Raw genomic sequence first — 12,958 nt, forward strand, 5'->3', positions numbered from 1 at the left:
CTTTCTGTCGGGGAAGGAAGGCACGAGTGTCCGACGCGCGGCCCGCCGCGGGCATGCAGGTTTGCCCGCAGCGCCCGCAAGCAATTGCAAGATTCTGAAAAGCCGCGCCGTTTCGTGGAAGCCATGGCCGCGCGCGCTGCCTAGCATCGCGCCGCCAATCAATACCTGGAGACACGATGAGCGAGAAGACATGGAGCGGCCGCGGCAGCGTGCTGCTGGCGGCGTGGTGCATCGGCGGCGGCGCGCTGCTTGCCGGCTGCGGCGGCGGCGATGGCGGCGCGCGCTTCGCGGGCCTTCCGCCCGCGAGCACGGGCAACCCCGCGCAGCCGCCCGCAACGACGACCAAGGCGGCCGACATCAAGGTGCTGTCGAACCGCGCGGACCTCGTCAGCGGCGGCGACGCGCTGGTCGAGATCGTGCCGGCCGCGGGCATCGCGGCGAGCGCGCTGCGCATCGAGCTCGACGGCACCGACGTGTCGTCCGCGTTCGCGATGCGGCCCGGCGAGCGCTTCATGGGGCTGGTCACCGGCATGAGCGAGGGCCGCCACCTGCTGACCGCGCGCGCCGGCGACACGGCGCTGTCGTCGCTAGTGATCACCAACCACGCCAACGGCGGGCGCATCCTCTACGGCCCGCAGATCCAGCCCTGGGCCTGCGATGCCGGCGCGCAGGACGCCGACTGCAACCGCCCCGTGAGCTACGGCTTCAAGTACCTGTCGAGCGATCCGGCGGTCGCGGGCTTCCAGCCCTACGACCCGGCCCGGCCGCCGGCCGACATCGCCACCACCACCACCGACCAGGGCCGCACCGTGCCCTTCGTGGTGCGCATCGAGACCGGCGTGCAGGACCGCGACTACTACGACGTGGCGGTGCTGTTCGATCCCGCGAAGCCCTGGGCGCCGTGGCAGCCGCAGGCCGCGTGGAACCGCAAGCTGCTGATCCAGCATGGCTCGGGCTGCGGCAACGGCTACGGCCAGTCCAACGCCCTGTCCTCGCAGCGCGTGCTCGACCGCGATGCGCTCTCGCGCGGCTTCGCGGTGCTGGCCGTGTCGCTCAACGACTCGGGCCACAACTGCAACATCGCCGTGCAGGCCGAGGCCACGATGATGGCCAAGGAGCGCATCGTCGAGGCCTACGGCGAGCTGCGCTACACCTTCGGCTACGGCAGCTCGGGCGGCGCCATCGCCCAGCAGTGGATGGCCAACGCCTATCCGGGCCTCTACCAGGGGATCATCGTCGGCGCCTCCTTTCCCGATGCGGGATCGACCGGCAACGAGGTCGAGGACTGCGCGCTGCTGCGCAACTACTTCGGCCGCACCGCCACCGCGTGGACGCCCGACCAGCAGGCCGCCGCCTCGGGCCACCTGAACACCGCCGTGTGCACCGAGTGGATCGACTTCTACAAGTTCAACAACAACCTGAACCCCTACGCGACCAACATCGCGAACATCCCCGGCACCTCGCCCACCGCGCTCGGCGGCTGCGACGCGCCCCCGGGCGCGCGCTACGACGCCACCTTCAACCCCGGCGGCGCGCGCTGCACCTCGGCCGACTCGGCGATCTCGATCTTCGGCAAGCGGCCCGACGGCTTCGCCAACCGGCCCTACTCGAACGTGGGCCTGCAGTACGGCCTGCTCGCGCTGAAGGCGGGCCGCATCAGCGCCGAGCAGTTCGTGGACCTCAACGCGAACATCGGCTCGCACACCATCGACTACGCGCTGCAGGCGCCGCGCGTGGCGGCCGACCCGGGCGCGATCGAGGCCTCGTACCGCTCGGGCTCGTTCAACCAGGCCAACGGCCTGGGCCAGGTGGCGATCATCGACATCCGCACGCTCGACATCAGCGGCATCCATCACCAGCACCGCTCGTGGACCCTGCGCGCGCGGCTCGACCGCGCCAACGGCGGCCACGCCAACCAGGCGATCTGGTACCAAGCCGGCAGCCAGCGCGAGGCCTACGACACGATGGACGCCTGGCTCGGCGCGATCGAGCGGGACGGCGGCGCCACGCCGCTCGCGCAGAAGGTGATTGCCCATCGCCCCGCCAGCGCCAACGACCGCTGCGGCAGCGCCGACGGCACGGGGCTCTCGATGCTCGAATGCAACGGTCTGGCCGACGGCTCGACGCGGATGGCGGCCGGCGAGGCCATCACGGGCGACGTGCTCGAGTGCCAGCTCGCGCCGCTCGACCGCGCGAGCTACGGCACGGTGGTGTTCTCGGACACGCAATGGTCGCGCCTGAAGGCCGCCTTCCCCACCGGCGTGTGCGACTTCGGCCGGCCCGGCAAGGGCCAGCAGCCCACGCGCTTCTGGCAGACCTACCTGGACACGCTGGGCCAGGTCGTCGTCGGCGGCATGCCGCTGCCCGACCTGCCCTGAGCCGGGTTCATCGCGGCTCCACCACCGGGAACATCGGCTCGAAGCTGTCGAGCATCGCCATCAGCTCGGCCAGCTTCGCGCGATCGCCCTCGATGCGCACTTGGCCGGCCAGCACCGCGGCCGGAAAGCTGGTCTGCTTCAGCGTCACGGCGTCGAGCATGGCGCGGCTCAGCGTCACCGTGGCGTCGGCATCCGGCTGCCGCCCGGCGATGTGGGTCAGGGCCGAGTTCTCGAGCGTCAGCACGAACTGCTGCTTCGAGTCCGTGAAGTTCCAGTTGATGACCAGCCGCTTGCCCTCGGCCTTCGCGGCATCGAGGCGCACGCCGAGGTAGTCGAAGAACAGGTCGTTGCTCACGGCCTTGAGCGTGTCGGCGTTGGCGGTGCCGCCCGACGGGATCTTCGGTACGCCGTTGCGCAGCTCCATCGCGCCCACCAGGTAGGCGCTGCGCCAGGTGCCGGCCTCCGACTGGTAGCCCAGCTGCTCCAGCGCATCGGCGCCGAGCTCGCGCGCCGCGCGGTTCGAGGGATCGGCATAGACCACCTGGCTCATCGCGCTCGCGACCCAGCGGTACTCGCCCTTGGCGAAATCGCCGCGGGCGCGCGCGATCACCGCCTCGGCGCCGCCCATGTACTCCACCGTCTTGCGGGCCTGGGCCACGGGCGGCAGCGGATTCAGGTTGGCGGGATTGGCGTCGTACCAGCCCAGGTACTTCTGGTAGACCGCCTTCGCGTTGTGGCGCAGGGTGCCGTAGTAGCCGCGCGCCGACCATTCCTGTTCGAGGCTCGCGGGCATGCGCAGGGTCTCGGCGATGTCGGCCGCGGTGTAGCCGTGGTTGAGCAGCCGCAGCGACTGGTCGTTGATGAACTTGTACATGTCGCGCTGCTTCTTCAGCAGCTCGACGATGCGATCGCGCCCCGTGGTGGGCCAGTGGTGCTGGGCGATCAGCACGTCGGTCCTGTCGCCGAAGGCCACGCGCGCCTGGTCGATGTACTTCGACCACAGGCTGCCGTCGCGCACCTCGGCGCCGCGAATCGTGTAGAGGTTGTGCATGGTGTGCGTCACGTCCTCGGCCATGTTGAGCACGCGGAACTGCGGCAGGTACATCAGCATCTCGGACGGCGCCTCCGAGCCCGGCACGAGCTGGAACACGAACTGCACGCCGTCGATGGTGCGCTCCTCGGTCGGCTTGTCGATGGTGGCGGTGGGCGCGATCAGCGTGACGGTGCCGCGCGCCAGCGCCTTGCCCAGCCCGGTGTCGACCTGGCCGCGCACGCCGGGCGGCAGCAGCGAGCCGAACTGGTACTGCGAGCGCCGGCTCATCGCATTGCCCGCGAGGATGTTCTCGGCCACCGCGGTCTCCATGAAGCCCGAGGGCGCGATCACCTGCACCCTGCCGGCCGCCACGTCGGCCTCGTCGACCACGCCCTTGACGCCGCCGAAGTGGTCGGCGTGGCCGTGCGTGTAGACCACGGTGCCGACCGGCTTGCGCGGCCGGTGCTGGTAGTACAGCGCGAGCGCGGCGCGCGCGGTCTCGGCGGCGAGCAGCGGGTCGATCACGATCAGCGTGCTGTCGCCCTCGACGATGGTCATGTTCGCGATGTCGAAGCCGCGCACCTGGTAGACCCGGTCGGTCACGCGGAACAGCCCGTGGATCGCATTGAGCTGCGCCTGGCGCCACAGGCTCGGGTTGACGCTGTCGGCCGGCGCGTCGGCCTGCAGGAAGCCGTAGGGCTTCATGCTCCATGCCGGGCGCTCGCCGGCGCCGGGCACCAGCGCGTCGGGCACGGTGCCGACGAAGCCGCGCATCGCGTCCTCGAAATCGCGCCGGTCGGCGAAGGGCAGCGTCTTCGCGAACTCGGCGTTGGCGGCCAGCGTGGCGGGCTCCGGCGGCTTGGGCGCGAGGGGCGTTGCCGGCTGCGCCAAGGCCATGGCGCAGGCCAGCGCGGCGCAGGCGGCGGCGGCGCGGTGCGCGCGTGGAAGGACGTGGAGGAGATGCATGGTGCGGCCTGGCGCGAAGCTGGAAAGTGGCGCGATTCTGGGCAGCCCCCAAACCATTGGCAAATGCAAAATACGTCGATCGATTTAAAGAAAAACACAAGATCGCCATGCAGCTGCGCCAGCTCCAGCACCTCGTCGCCCTCGCCGAGCAGGGCAGCTTCGGCCGCGCGGCCCAGGCCTCGCACCTCTCGCAGCCCGCGCTCTCGCGCAGCATCGAGGCGCTCGAGGAAGGCCTGCAGGTCCGGCTGATCGACCGCGCCTACGGCACGGTGCGCTTCACGCAGGCCGGCGAGCTGGTGCTGGCGCGCGCCCGCGAGCTGCTCATCGACGCGCGCCAGCTCAAGGAGGACGTGCTGCAGCTCGAGGGCCTGGCCGCCGGCAGCCTGCAGGTGGGCCTGGGGCCGTTCGCGGCCGGCATTCTCGGGCGCGCGGCGCTGACGCTGCTGGTGCAACGGCATCCGCAGCTCTCGGTGCGCACCGAGGTGGCCGACACCGCCACCCTGGCCGAGCGGCTGCACCGGCGCGAGATCGACCTGTTCATCGCCGACACGCGCGACCTCGCGCGCCAGGGCGGCCTCGAAACCATGCGGCTGCCCGACGTGCCGGTGTCGTTCTTCGTGCAGCCGCGCCATCCGCTGCGCAGGCTGGCGTCGGTCACGCTCGAGCAGGCGATGGACTACCCGGTCGCCGGCCCGAAGCTGCCGGCGCGCGTAGCAGCGCAGTTCGAACGCCAGGCGAAGCGCGCCGGCCGCGGCGTGTTCAACCTGGTCTGCGACGACACCGGCACCCTGCGCCATCTCGCGCTCACGGCGCGCGCCGTGGTGCTGGCGCCCGATGCGCCGGCCTTCCGCCACGAGACCCAGCCGCTGGTGCCGTTGCCCATCGCGGGCCTCGAAGGCATGCGCACCCACTACGGCCTGGTCACGCTCGCGGGCCGCACGCCCTCGCCGGCCGCGGCGGCCTACACCCGCTTCGTGACCGAGGTGATGTCGGCCGCGCCGGGGGCGGGAAGGACGGGTGCGCCAGAATAGGCCCCTGCCCTCCACCGTTCCCGCTCCTTCGTGACCACCTTGCGCAGCGCCCAGCCGCCCACCTTCTCGTCCGCTGAATTCCGCGCGGCGCTCGGCATGTTCGCCACCGGCGTGACCATCGTCACGGCACGCGCGGCCAACGGCACGCTGGTCGGGCTCACCGCCAACTCCTTCAATTCGGTCTCGCTGTCGCCGCCGCTGGTGCTCTGGAGCCTGTCGCGCAGCGCCGCCTCGATGGCCGCGCTGCGGGCCGGCTCGCACTACACGGTGAACATCCTCGCGGCCAGCCAGAAGACGCTGGCCGAGCGCTTCGCCACCAAGGACATCGATCGCTGGGCCGACGTGGCCTTCACCGAGGGCCTGGGCGGCGCGCCGGTGCTCGCGGGCGCCGCGGCGAGCTTCGAGTGCTTCAACCGCAGCCGCTACGACGAGGGCGACCACGTGATCTTCGTCGGCGAGGTGGAGCGCTGCAGCCACGACGCCGGCGCCTCGCCGCTGTTGTTCCACGGCGGCCGCTTCTACACGGAACATCCCTTGTGAAGCACGCGGCGCCGGTGCTCGCCCTGCTGTGCGCCGTTGCCGCGCCGCATGCGGCGAGCGCGCAGGACGCCGCCGCGCCACTCAAGCAGAACTGGTTCGACGATCCCTTCTTCCGCGTCTCGGCCGGACTGCCGGGCTGCCCCGAACCCGAAGGCCCGTTCTACACGGCCGAGGAGCGCCGCATCCAGATCCATTCGCGGCTCGAGCGCGGCACCAGCTGCTGGCTCGCGGGCAAATGCAGCGACAGCAACGCCTACCGCTACGACAAGCCGCTCGCGCCCAAGGTGCGCGCCGCGCTCGAGGCGGTGCCGGGTGTGCGCCGGGGCAGCGTGTGGGTCATGGTGCAGCGGCGCTGGGTCTACCTGCAGGGCTGCGTGCCCTCGCCCGCGCTGGCGCGCCAGCTCGAACGCGCGGCGCGCGCGCTGCCCGACGTCGAGGCAGTGGTGCCCGACCTGATGGTGGGCACGCGCGGCAAGCCGCCGTACCCGGTCGCGGGGCGCTGAAGCCTCAGCGCGGGTCGAGGTGGAGCACCACCACGCCGAGCACGATCATCGCCACGCCGAGGCAGCGCGCGAGCGTGACCGCTTCGCCGAACAGCAAGACCCCGCAGACGGCGATCAGCGCGGTGCCGGCGCCGGCCCAGACCGCGTAGGCCAGGCCGACCTCGAGCTGCCGCACCGCCAGCGCCATGAGCCAGATCGCGAGCGCATAGGCCGCCGCCACCACGGCCGAAGGCAGTGCGCGCGTGAAGCCGTCGGCGTGACGCAGCGCGATAGTTCCGACGACCTCCGCCGCGATGCTGGCCGCGAGCAGCAGCCACGAGAAATTCCGCATGCCCATGCATGCCTCCCGGGCCCCGCATCTATACCGGATGCGGAACCAGGAACGGGAGGGGCGGTACCCGGGAACGAAACCCGGATGGTAGCGGGGAAGCGCCCGCGCGCTAGGATCGTCGGCGCCGCCGCGCGATGCGGGCGGGCCGCCTTGCGAAGAACGAACAACAGATGATCCAGAGAAAAACCCACCTCGACGCGCTCGCCATCGGCCTGCTCGTCGTCTGCTGCGCCTTCTGGGGCCTGCAGCAGATCCTCATCAAGACCACCGTGGCCGAGGTACCGCCGATGTGGCAGGCCTCGATGCGCATGGCCGGCGCGGTCGTGCTGCTGGGGCTGTGGTGCGCCTGGCGCAAGGTGCCGCTGTTCGAGCGCGACGGCACGCTGCCCGGCGGGCTGCTCGCGGGGCTGCTGTTCGCGGGCGAGTTCGCGGGCATCTACCTGGGCCTGCAGCTCACCAGCGCCTCGCGGCTCACGGTGTTCCTCTACACGGCGCCGTTCTGGGTCTCGCTGTTCCTGCCGCGCTGGGTGCCGGCCGAGCGGCTGCGCGGCCTGCAGTGGGCCGGGCTCGCGATCGCCTTCGCGGCCGTGGTGCTGGCCTTCAGCGAAGGCTTCGGCCACACCTCCTCGTCGCAGCTGCGCGGCGACGCGCTGGCGCTCGCCGCCGGCATGCTGTGGGGACTGACCACGCTGACCCTGCGCGCCACCCGGCTCGCCACCGCGAGCGCCGAGAAGACGCTGTTCTACCAAGTCGCGGTGACGGCCGCGGTCTGCCCCGTGATTTCGCTGCTGCTCGGCGAGACCTGGGGCACGCACTACTCGGCCTGGGCCTGGACCTCGATCGCGCTGCAGACCGTGATCGGCGCCTTCGCGAGCTACCTCGCGTGGATGTGGATGCTGCGCCACTACCCGGCCACGCAGATGTCCTCCTTCACTTTCCTCACGCCGCTGTTCGCGCTGGTGTTCGGCGTGCTGCTGCTGTCCGAGCCGCTCACGCCGCAGCTGGTGGTGGCGCTGGCCGGCGTGGCGGTGGGCATCGTGCTGGTGAACCGTGGCGGCGCGCGCCGCGCCTGAAGGAACGAGCGACATGGCGACATCCACCCGATTCCAGCCCGTGCTCGACGAGATCGCGGCCGCGATGCAACCGCTGCTGGGCCAGGCCGGCACGGTGGCCAGCTACATCCCGGCGCTCGCGCGCGTCGACGCGCGGCAGTTCGGCATCGCGCTGCGCACCTGCGACGGCGAGGAGGCCGCGGCCGGCGATGCCGACACGCCGTTCTCGATCCAGAGCGTGTCCAAGCTGTTCACGCTCACGCTCGCCATGCAGGCCGTGGGCGACGCGCTGTGGGAACGCATCGGCCGCGAGCCCTCGGGCAATCCGTTCAACTCGCTGGTGCAGCTCGAGAACGAGCAGGGCAAGCCGCGCAACCCCTTCATCAATGCGGGCGCGATCGCGGTCGCCGACCGGCTCGTGAGCCATGCGCGCGCCGAGGGCGGCAGCGCCAAGGCGCGCATCCTCGCGCTCATGGCCAGCCTGGCGGGCGAGCCCGTGGGCTTCGACGAGGAGGTCGCGCGCTCGGAGGCCGAGACCGGCTTTCGCAACGTGGCGCTGGCCAACTTCATGAAGAGCTTCGGCAAGCTCGACAACGACGTGACCGAGGTGCTCGACACCTACTTCCACCAGTGCGCGCTGCGCATGAGCTGCCGCCAGCTCGCGCGCGCCGCCGGCTACCTGTGCCGCGACGGCGCGCACCCGATCGACGGCGAGGCCGCGATCACCAGCGAGCGCCAGACCCGGCGCATCAACGCGCTGATGCTCACCTGCGGCACCTACGACGCCGCGGGCGACGTGGCCTTCTCGATCGGCCTGCCCTGCAAGAGCGGCGTGGGCGGCGGCATCGTGGCCGTGGTGCCCGACCGGCTCACGCTCAGCGTGTGGTCGCCCGCGCTCGATGCCACCGGCAACTCGCTGCTGGGCATGAAGGCGCTCGAGATGTTCGTGGCGCGCACGGGGCTGTCGGTGTTCTGAGTTGCTTCAGGCGCGGAGGGCGCGCAGCACGTCGTGGCAGGCGCCCATCGTGTGGTAGTCGGTCTTGCCGGCCGGGCTCTTCTCGTCGCCGAGCTTGCGGTTGTCGCGCGACAGGATGCGAAACCACGCGCCATGCTCGTGGTCGACCATGTGCCGCCAGGCGTAGTCCCAGATCCGGTCGTACCAGTCCCAGTAGCGCGGCTCGCCGGTGCGCACCGCGAGCAGCGCGGCGGCCGCGAAGCTCTCGGCCTGCACCCAGAAGTACTTGTCGCCGTCGTAGAGCGCGCCCTCGGGATCGAAGCCGTAGACCAGGCCGCCGAACTCGGCGTCCCAGCCGTGGCGCATCGCCGCCTCGAACAGCGACTGCGCGCGCGGCAGCATCCAGCCGGTCTCCACGCCCCGGCCGGCGAGCAGGCCCTCGAGCTGCAGCAGCAGCTTGGCCCACTCGGTCAGGTGGCCGGTCTGGAAGCCCCAGGGCTTGAAGATGTCAGCGCGGTTGCCGCGGTTGTGGTCGGCATCGACCGACCAGTCCTCGTGGAAGTGCTCCCAGACCCGGCCCCCGGTCAGGTCGGCCTGGCGCAGCGCGATCGCCTGCGCCAGCGTCGCCGCGCGGTCCAGGTACTTCGCGTCGCCCGTGGCCTCGAAGGCCGCCATCATCGCCTCGCAGGCATGCATGTTGGCGTTCTGGCCGCGGTAGGGAGACACGGTCCAGTCGGCAGTGGCTTCGTTCGCATAGAGCTGATGGCGCGGCTCCCAGAAATGCCGCTCGAGCAGCTGCCAGGTGCTCTCGATGCCCGCGCGCGCCTCGTCCACGCCGGCCATCGCCGCGTGCGCGTGCGCGAGCAGCACGAAGGCCAGGCCATAGCAGTAGTGGGTGCCGTCGCGCAGCTGCGCGCGGCCCTCGTGCCAGTCGAGCTCCCACAGGTAACCGCCCTGCGGATGCGCATGGGCGCGCTGCAGGAACGCGAGGCCGTGGCGCGTCGCCGCCAGGTGCTCGGGCCGGCCGAAGCGGCGCCAGGCGGTGGCATTGTTGAAGACGAAGCGCGTGCTGCTCACCAGGTGGCGCGTGCGGCGGTCGTAGACCGTGCCGTCGTCCTTGAAGAAGTGGAAGAAGCCGCCTTGCGGATCGAGGCTGCGGCCGTCGTAGAACGCGAGCGTGTGCTGCACGTGGCCGATCAGGAATTCGGGCGAGCGGAAGTCGGGCATGGCAGGAAGGGCTGGGTTGCGATGGCTGAGCGCGGCACCTCAGGCTATCAGCATCCCGGCCCGATCGTCGAGAAACGACGCCCTTGCGCAGTGCTCACAAGGTGTGAAGAAACCGTAGCGAGCGCCCCGAGGTCGTGCCGAGGACCGCAGCCGTACTCACGTACGGTGGGGACCGCAGGTGCGAGATCGGGGCGCGCAGTAGGTTTATTCACACCTTGTCAGGCCAGCGCCGCGCGCGGCCCCGCCTGCAGGCAGCCCATGCCCTCGAGCGCGGCCTCTACCGCCTCGTCGAGCGGCGTGTGCGGCTCGCGGCCGAGCAGCGCCACCAGCTTCGCGTTGTCCATGGCCACGGGCGTGCGCCACAGGTAGCGCATCTCGCGCAGCTCGCGGAAGGTGGCGACGAAGGGCGAGGCCAGCAGCAGCGGCCACCACGGGAAGGCCGACACGCGCACCTGCGTGCCGATGCGGCGCGCCACCACGCGCCGGATGGCATCGGCCATGCGCGTGCCGTCGGCATCCCAGTGGCCGGCCATGTGGAAGCTGGCGAAGGGCTCGAGCCGGTCGCGCCGCGCCAGCAGCTCGACCATGGTGCGGGCCACGTCGGGCAGGTACGACCACAGGTGGCCGACGCCGGCATCGCCGGGATAGCTCACGCCCCTGACCGGCTGCCCCGCCTTCACCAGGCCCTGCGAGAACCAGTTGTTGCCGGCCTTGGGGCCGAAGAAGTCGCCGGCGCGCACGATCAGCACGCGCGCGCCCTCGCGGCTCGCCAGTTCGAGGCGGCGCTCCATCTCGACCCGGATCGCGCCCTTGCGCGTGGCCGGATGCTGGGGCGCAGCCTCGGCCAGCAGCGGGAAGGCGTCGGCGCCGTAGTTGTAGACATTGCCGGGCAGCACGATGGTCGCGCCCTCGGCCTTGGCGGCGGCGATCGTGTGGTCGAGCATCGGCAGCACCAGCTCCGACCAGCGGCGGTAGCCGGGCGGATTGACCGCATGCACGATGACGGCGCAGCCGCGCGCTGCCTCGCGCACGTCGCGCGCCTCCATCGCGTCGCCGCCCACCCAGTCGATGCCGTCGCGCCGCTGCGACTCCGCGCCGCGCTTCATCGCGCGCACCCGCCACCCCGCGTCGCGCAGCTGGCGGGCCATCTCGCCGCCGACGCCGCCCGTCGCGCCCAGAACCAGAACCGTGTCGTTGCTTGCCATGAAACATCTCCAGAACAGTGATCGATGGATGAATTCTGGGCAGAGTCGGGCTCCAATGGAATTGCCGAACATGAGCCATCGGCCATACATTTATGTATGACCTGGACCATCAGCTGGGAGCTCTACCGCTCCTTCCTCGGCGTGCTGCGCGAGGGCTCCCTCTCGGGCGCGGCGCGCGCGCTCGGCATCACGCAACCCACCGTCGGACGCCACGTCGCGGCGCTCGAGGAGGCGCTCGAGGTCGTGCTCTTCACGCGCTCGCAGGTCGGGCTGCTGCCCACCGAGGTGGCGCTGGCGCTGCGCACGCACGCCGAGGCCATGGAGAGCACGGCCGCCTCGCTGCAGCGCGCGGCCAGCGGCCAGGGCGAAGGCGTGCGCGGCGTGGTGCGGGTGTCGACCAGCGAGGTGGTCGCGGTGGAGGTGCTGCCGCCGATCGTGACGAAGCTGCGCGAGGCCCATCCGGCGCTCAAGGTCGAGCTGGTCTCGACCAACCGCGTGCAGGACCTGCTGCGGCGCGAGGCCGACATCGCGGTGCGCATGGTGCGCCCGCGCCAGGAACAATTGGTGGCGCGCCGCATCGGCGACATCGAGCTGGGCTTCCATGCCCATCCCGACTACCTCGCGCGCCACGGCACGCCGCGCACGGCCGAGGAGCTGATGCGCCACACGCTGATCGGCTACGACCAGCCCACGGCCTTCGTGCGCGACGCGATCAAGTCCTTCAAGGGCTTCACGCGCGACGCCTTCTCGCTGCGCACCGACAGCGACCTCGCGCAGATGGCGCTGATCCGCGCCGGCGCCGGCATCGGCGTGTGCCAGGTCGCGCTGGCGCGGCGCGGCCCGGCGCTGGTGCGGCTGCTGCCGCGCGCGCTGTCGCTGAAGCTCGAGACCTGGGTCACGATGCACGAGGACCTGCGCGCGAGCCCGCGCTGCCGCGTCACCTTCGACGCGCTGGCCGAGGGGCTGCTGGCCTACATCGCCGGCCAGGGGACAATGGCACGCGCAAGAACCTCCGCCTCCGAATGACCGACACGACCCCGACCACCGAATCCGACGACATCCTCCCGCTGCAACAGGACCGCCTCTGGCGCGACGAGCGCTGGACCGCCCGCATCATCAAGAACGAGGAAGACGACGGCTGGGCCGTCGAGATGACGCGCCATGGCGACCCCGAGCCCGCGCTGGTCGGCCCCTGGACCATGGGCCGCGACAAGAAGAACCCCAAGCCGCTCGACGGCCCCGCCTTCTCCACCCTGGTGAAGACCGCGGCCGAGGTGATCCGCCGCCACGAGCAGCAGCTGCACGCCACGCTCAACCGCAGCGTGACCGTGAGCGCCAGCGACCGGCGCATCCGCGTCACGCTGGCCATCGTGCCCGACGAGGACAACCCCTCGGCCACGCTGAGCGCCTTCGACGAGGCCGACGACAGCGAGCTCGCGCGCGTGAACGTGCCGGCCTCGTTCAAGCTCAGCGCCACCAGCGCCTCGGCCTGGATCGACGCGGACTTCGCGCGGCCGCGCTGACCTCCGTCGAAGTGGTCTCTGGCGCGCCTGTGCGCGCAAATAGCACAGTCCCCGCCGGCCCGCCAATCCGCACAACAACGTATTTGCAGACCGGCGCGGGTTGAGAAGAATCCGCCGCAACGAGCAATCGTTACCAGTCATGCGACGCCCGCTGCCAATGCTGCCAGCGAGGTGTCGGGCAACAAGGCCCGAATCGGTTTGAACACCGGTTCGG

General features: G+C 71.2%; 12 protein-coding genes. 8 read left to right on the forward strand and 4 right to left on the reverse strand.

What is annotated here, in order from left to right:
- The first annotated feature begins 176 nt into the window (after window positions 1-176).
- Window positions 177-2,378, forward strand: coding sequence for a DUF6351 family protein (locus AC07RM_RS09810; RefSeq protein ID WP_495334329.1), 2,202 nt, complete (start codon window positions 177-179; stop codon window positions 2,376-2,378).
- Window positions 2,379-2,385: 7 nt separating this feature from the next.
- On the opposite strand, the gene AC07RM_RS09815 is transcribed toward AC07RM_RS09810, so the two are convergent.
- A complete protein-coding gene (locus AC07RM_RS09815; protein ID WP_495334330.1) occupies window positions 2,386-4,377 on the reverse strand; it encodes an alkyl/aryl-sulfatase in 1,992 nt (663 codons plus the stop codon).
- A 107-nt stretch (window positions 4,378-4,484) separates the two neighbouring features.
- On the opposite strand from AC07RM_RS09815, the gene AC07RM_RS09820 reads away from it, so the two are divergent.
- The 3 genes from AC07RM_RS09820 to AC07RM_RS09830 are packed head-to-tail and all read left to right on the forward strand — an operon-like array spanning window position 4,485 to window position 6,451.
- Window positions 4,485-5,408 carry a LysR family transcriptional regulator gene (locus AC07RM_RS09820; RefSeq protein ID WP_495334331.1) on the forward strand — a complete coding sequence of 308 codons (924 nt, stop codon included), beginning with the start codon at window positions 4,485-4,487 and terminating at the stop codon, window positions 5,406-5,408.
- Window positions 5,409-5,438: 30 nt separating this feature from the next.
- Entirely contained in the window at window positions 5,439-5,948 is a 510-nt protein-coding gene (locus tag AC07RM_RS09825; RefSeq protein WP_208511032.1) for a flavin reductase family protein, read from the forward strand.
- The gene (locus AC07RM_RS09830) at window positions 5,945-6,451 is read left to right on the forward strand and encodes a BON domain-containing protein (protein WP_093343813.1); all 507 of its coding nucleotides are present in this window, start codon (window positions 5,945-5,947) and stop codon (window positions 6,449-6,451) included. Before AC07RM_RS09825 ends, AC07RM_RS09830 begins: the two co-directional genes overlap by 4 nt.
- A gap of 4 nt (window positions 6,452-6,455) precedes the next feature.
- Here AC07RM_RS09830 and AC07RM_RS09835 read toward each other — a convergent pair whose 3' ends face one another.
- Window positions 6,456-6,788 (reverse strand): DMT family transporter, encoded by a 333-nt coding sequence (locus tag AC07RM_RS09835; protein ID WP_495334332.1) that lies wholly within the window; start codon window positions 6,786-6,788, stop codon window positions 6,456-6,458.
- A gap of 164 nt (window positions 6,789-6,952) precedes the next feature.
- Here AC07RM_RS09835 and AC07RM_RS09840 point away from each other — a divergent pair, with 164 nt between their 5' ends.
- Both AC07RM_RS09840 and AC07RM_RS09845 read left to right on the forward strand, forming a co-directional pair.
- The gene (locus tag AC07RM_RS09840; protein WP_495334333.1) at window positions 6,953-7,855 is read left to right on the forward strand and encodes a DMT family transporter; all 903 of its coding nucleotides are present in this window, start codon (window positions 6,953-6,955) and stop codon (window positions 7,853-7,855) included.
- A 13-nt stretch (window positions 7,856-7,868) separates the two neighbouring features.
- Window positions 7,869-8,810 (forward strand): glutaminase, encoded by a 942-nt coding sequence (locus tag AC07RM_RS09845; protein ID WP_208511028.1) that lies wholly within the window; start codon window positions 7,869-7,871, stop codon window positions 8,808-8,810.
- Window positions 8,811-8,816: 6 nt separating this feature from the next.
- Here AC07RM_RS09845 and AC07RM_RS09850 read toward each other — a convergent pair whose 3' ends face one another.
- Window positions 8,817-10,016 carry an AGE family epimerase/isomerase gene (locus AC07RM_RS09850; RefSeq protein ID WP_495334334.1) on the reverse strand — a complete coding sequence of 400 codons (1,200 nt, stop codon included), beginning with the start codon at window positions 10,014-10,016 and terminating at the stop codon, window positions 8,817-8,819.
- Between the two features lie 218 nt (window positions 10,017-10,234).
- Window positions 10,235-11,221 carry an NAD(P)H-binding protein gene (locus AC07RM_RS09855; protein WP_495334335.1) on the reverse strand — a complete coding sequence of 329 codons (987 nt, stop codon included), beginning with the start codon at window positions 11,219-11,221 and terminating at the stop codon, window positions 10,235-10,237.
- Window positions 11,222-11,317: 96 nt separating this feature from the next.
- Between AC07RM_RS09855 and AC07RM_RS09860 the strand changes: the two genes are divergently transcribed.
- Together AC07RM_RS09860 and AC07RM_RS09865 are read left to right on the forward strand one after the other, a co-directional pair.
- On the forward strand, window positions 11,318-12,247 hold the full coding sequence (locus AC07RM_RS09860) for a LysR family transcriptional regulator (RefSeq protein WP_495334336.1): 930 nt from the start codon (window positions 11,318-11,320) through the stop codon (window positions 12,245-12,247).
- The gene (locus AC07RM_RS09865) at window positions 12,244-12,744 is read left to right on the forward strand and encodes a hypothetical protein (protein ID WP_495334337.1); all 501 of its coding nucleotides are present in this window, start codon (window positions 12,244-12,246) and stop codon (window positions 12,742-12,744) included. The genes AC07RM_RS09860 and AC07RM_RS09865 overlap by 4 nt, the downstream gene beginning before the upstream one ends.
- Window positions 12,745-12,958: the final 214 nt, after the last annotated feature.

Source organism: Variovorax sp. GW821-FHT09B05, from assembly GCF_059418265.1.

Bases quoted from the DNA above. Each gene is read 5' to 3' on its own strand.
- AC07RM_RS09810 (WP_495334329.1), top strand. From the start codon at position 177: ATGAGCGAGAAGACATGGAGCGGCCGCGGCAGCGTGCTGCTGGCGGCG.
- AC07RM_RS09845 (WP_208511028.1), top strand. From the start codon at position 7,869: ATGGCGACATCCACCCGATTCCAGCCCGTGCTCGACGAGATCGCGGCC.
- AC07RM_RS09815 (WP_495334330.1), bottom strand. From the start codon at position 4,377: ATGCATCTCCTCCACGTCCTTCCACGCGCGCACCGCGCCGCCGCCGCC.
- AC07RM_RS09860 (WP_495334336.1), top strand. From the start codon at position 11,318: ATGACCTGGACCATCAGCTGGGAGCTCTACCGCTCCTTCCTCGGCGTG.
- AC07RM_RS09855 (WP_495334335.1), bottom strand. From the start codon at position 11,221: ATGGCAAGCAACGACACGGTTCTGGTTCTGGGCGCGACGGGCGGCGTC.
- AC07RM_RS09850 (WP_495334334.1), bottom strand. From the start codon at position 10,016: ATGCCCGACTTCCGCTCGCCCGAATTCCTGATCGGCCACGTGCAGCAC.
- AC07RM_RS09840 (WP_495334333.1), top strand. From the start codon at position 6,953: ATGATCCAGAGAAAAACCCACCTCGACGCGCTCGCCATCGGCCTGCTC.
- AC07RM_RS09835 (WP_495334332.1), bottom strand. From the start codon at position 6,788: ATGGGCATGCGGAATTTCTCGTGGCTGCTGCTCGCGGCCAGCATCGCG.
- AC07RM_RS09820 (WP_495334331.1), top strand. From the start codon at position 4,485: ATGCAGCTGCGCCAGCTCCAGCACCTCGTCGCCCTCGCCGAGCAGGGC.
- AC07RM_RS09865 (WP_495334337.1), top strand. From the start codon at position 12,244: ATGACCGACACGACCCCGACCACCGAATCCGACGACATCCTCCCGCTG.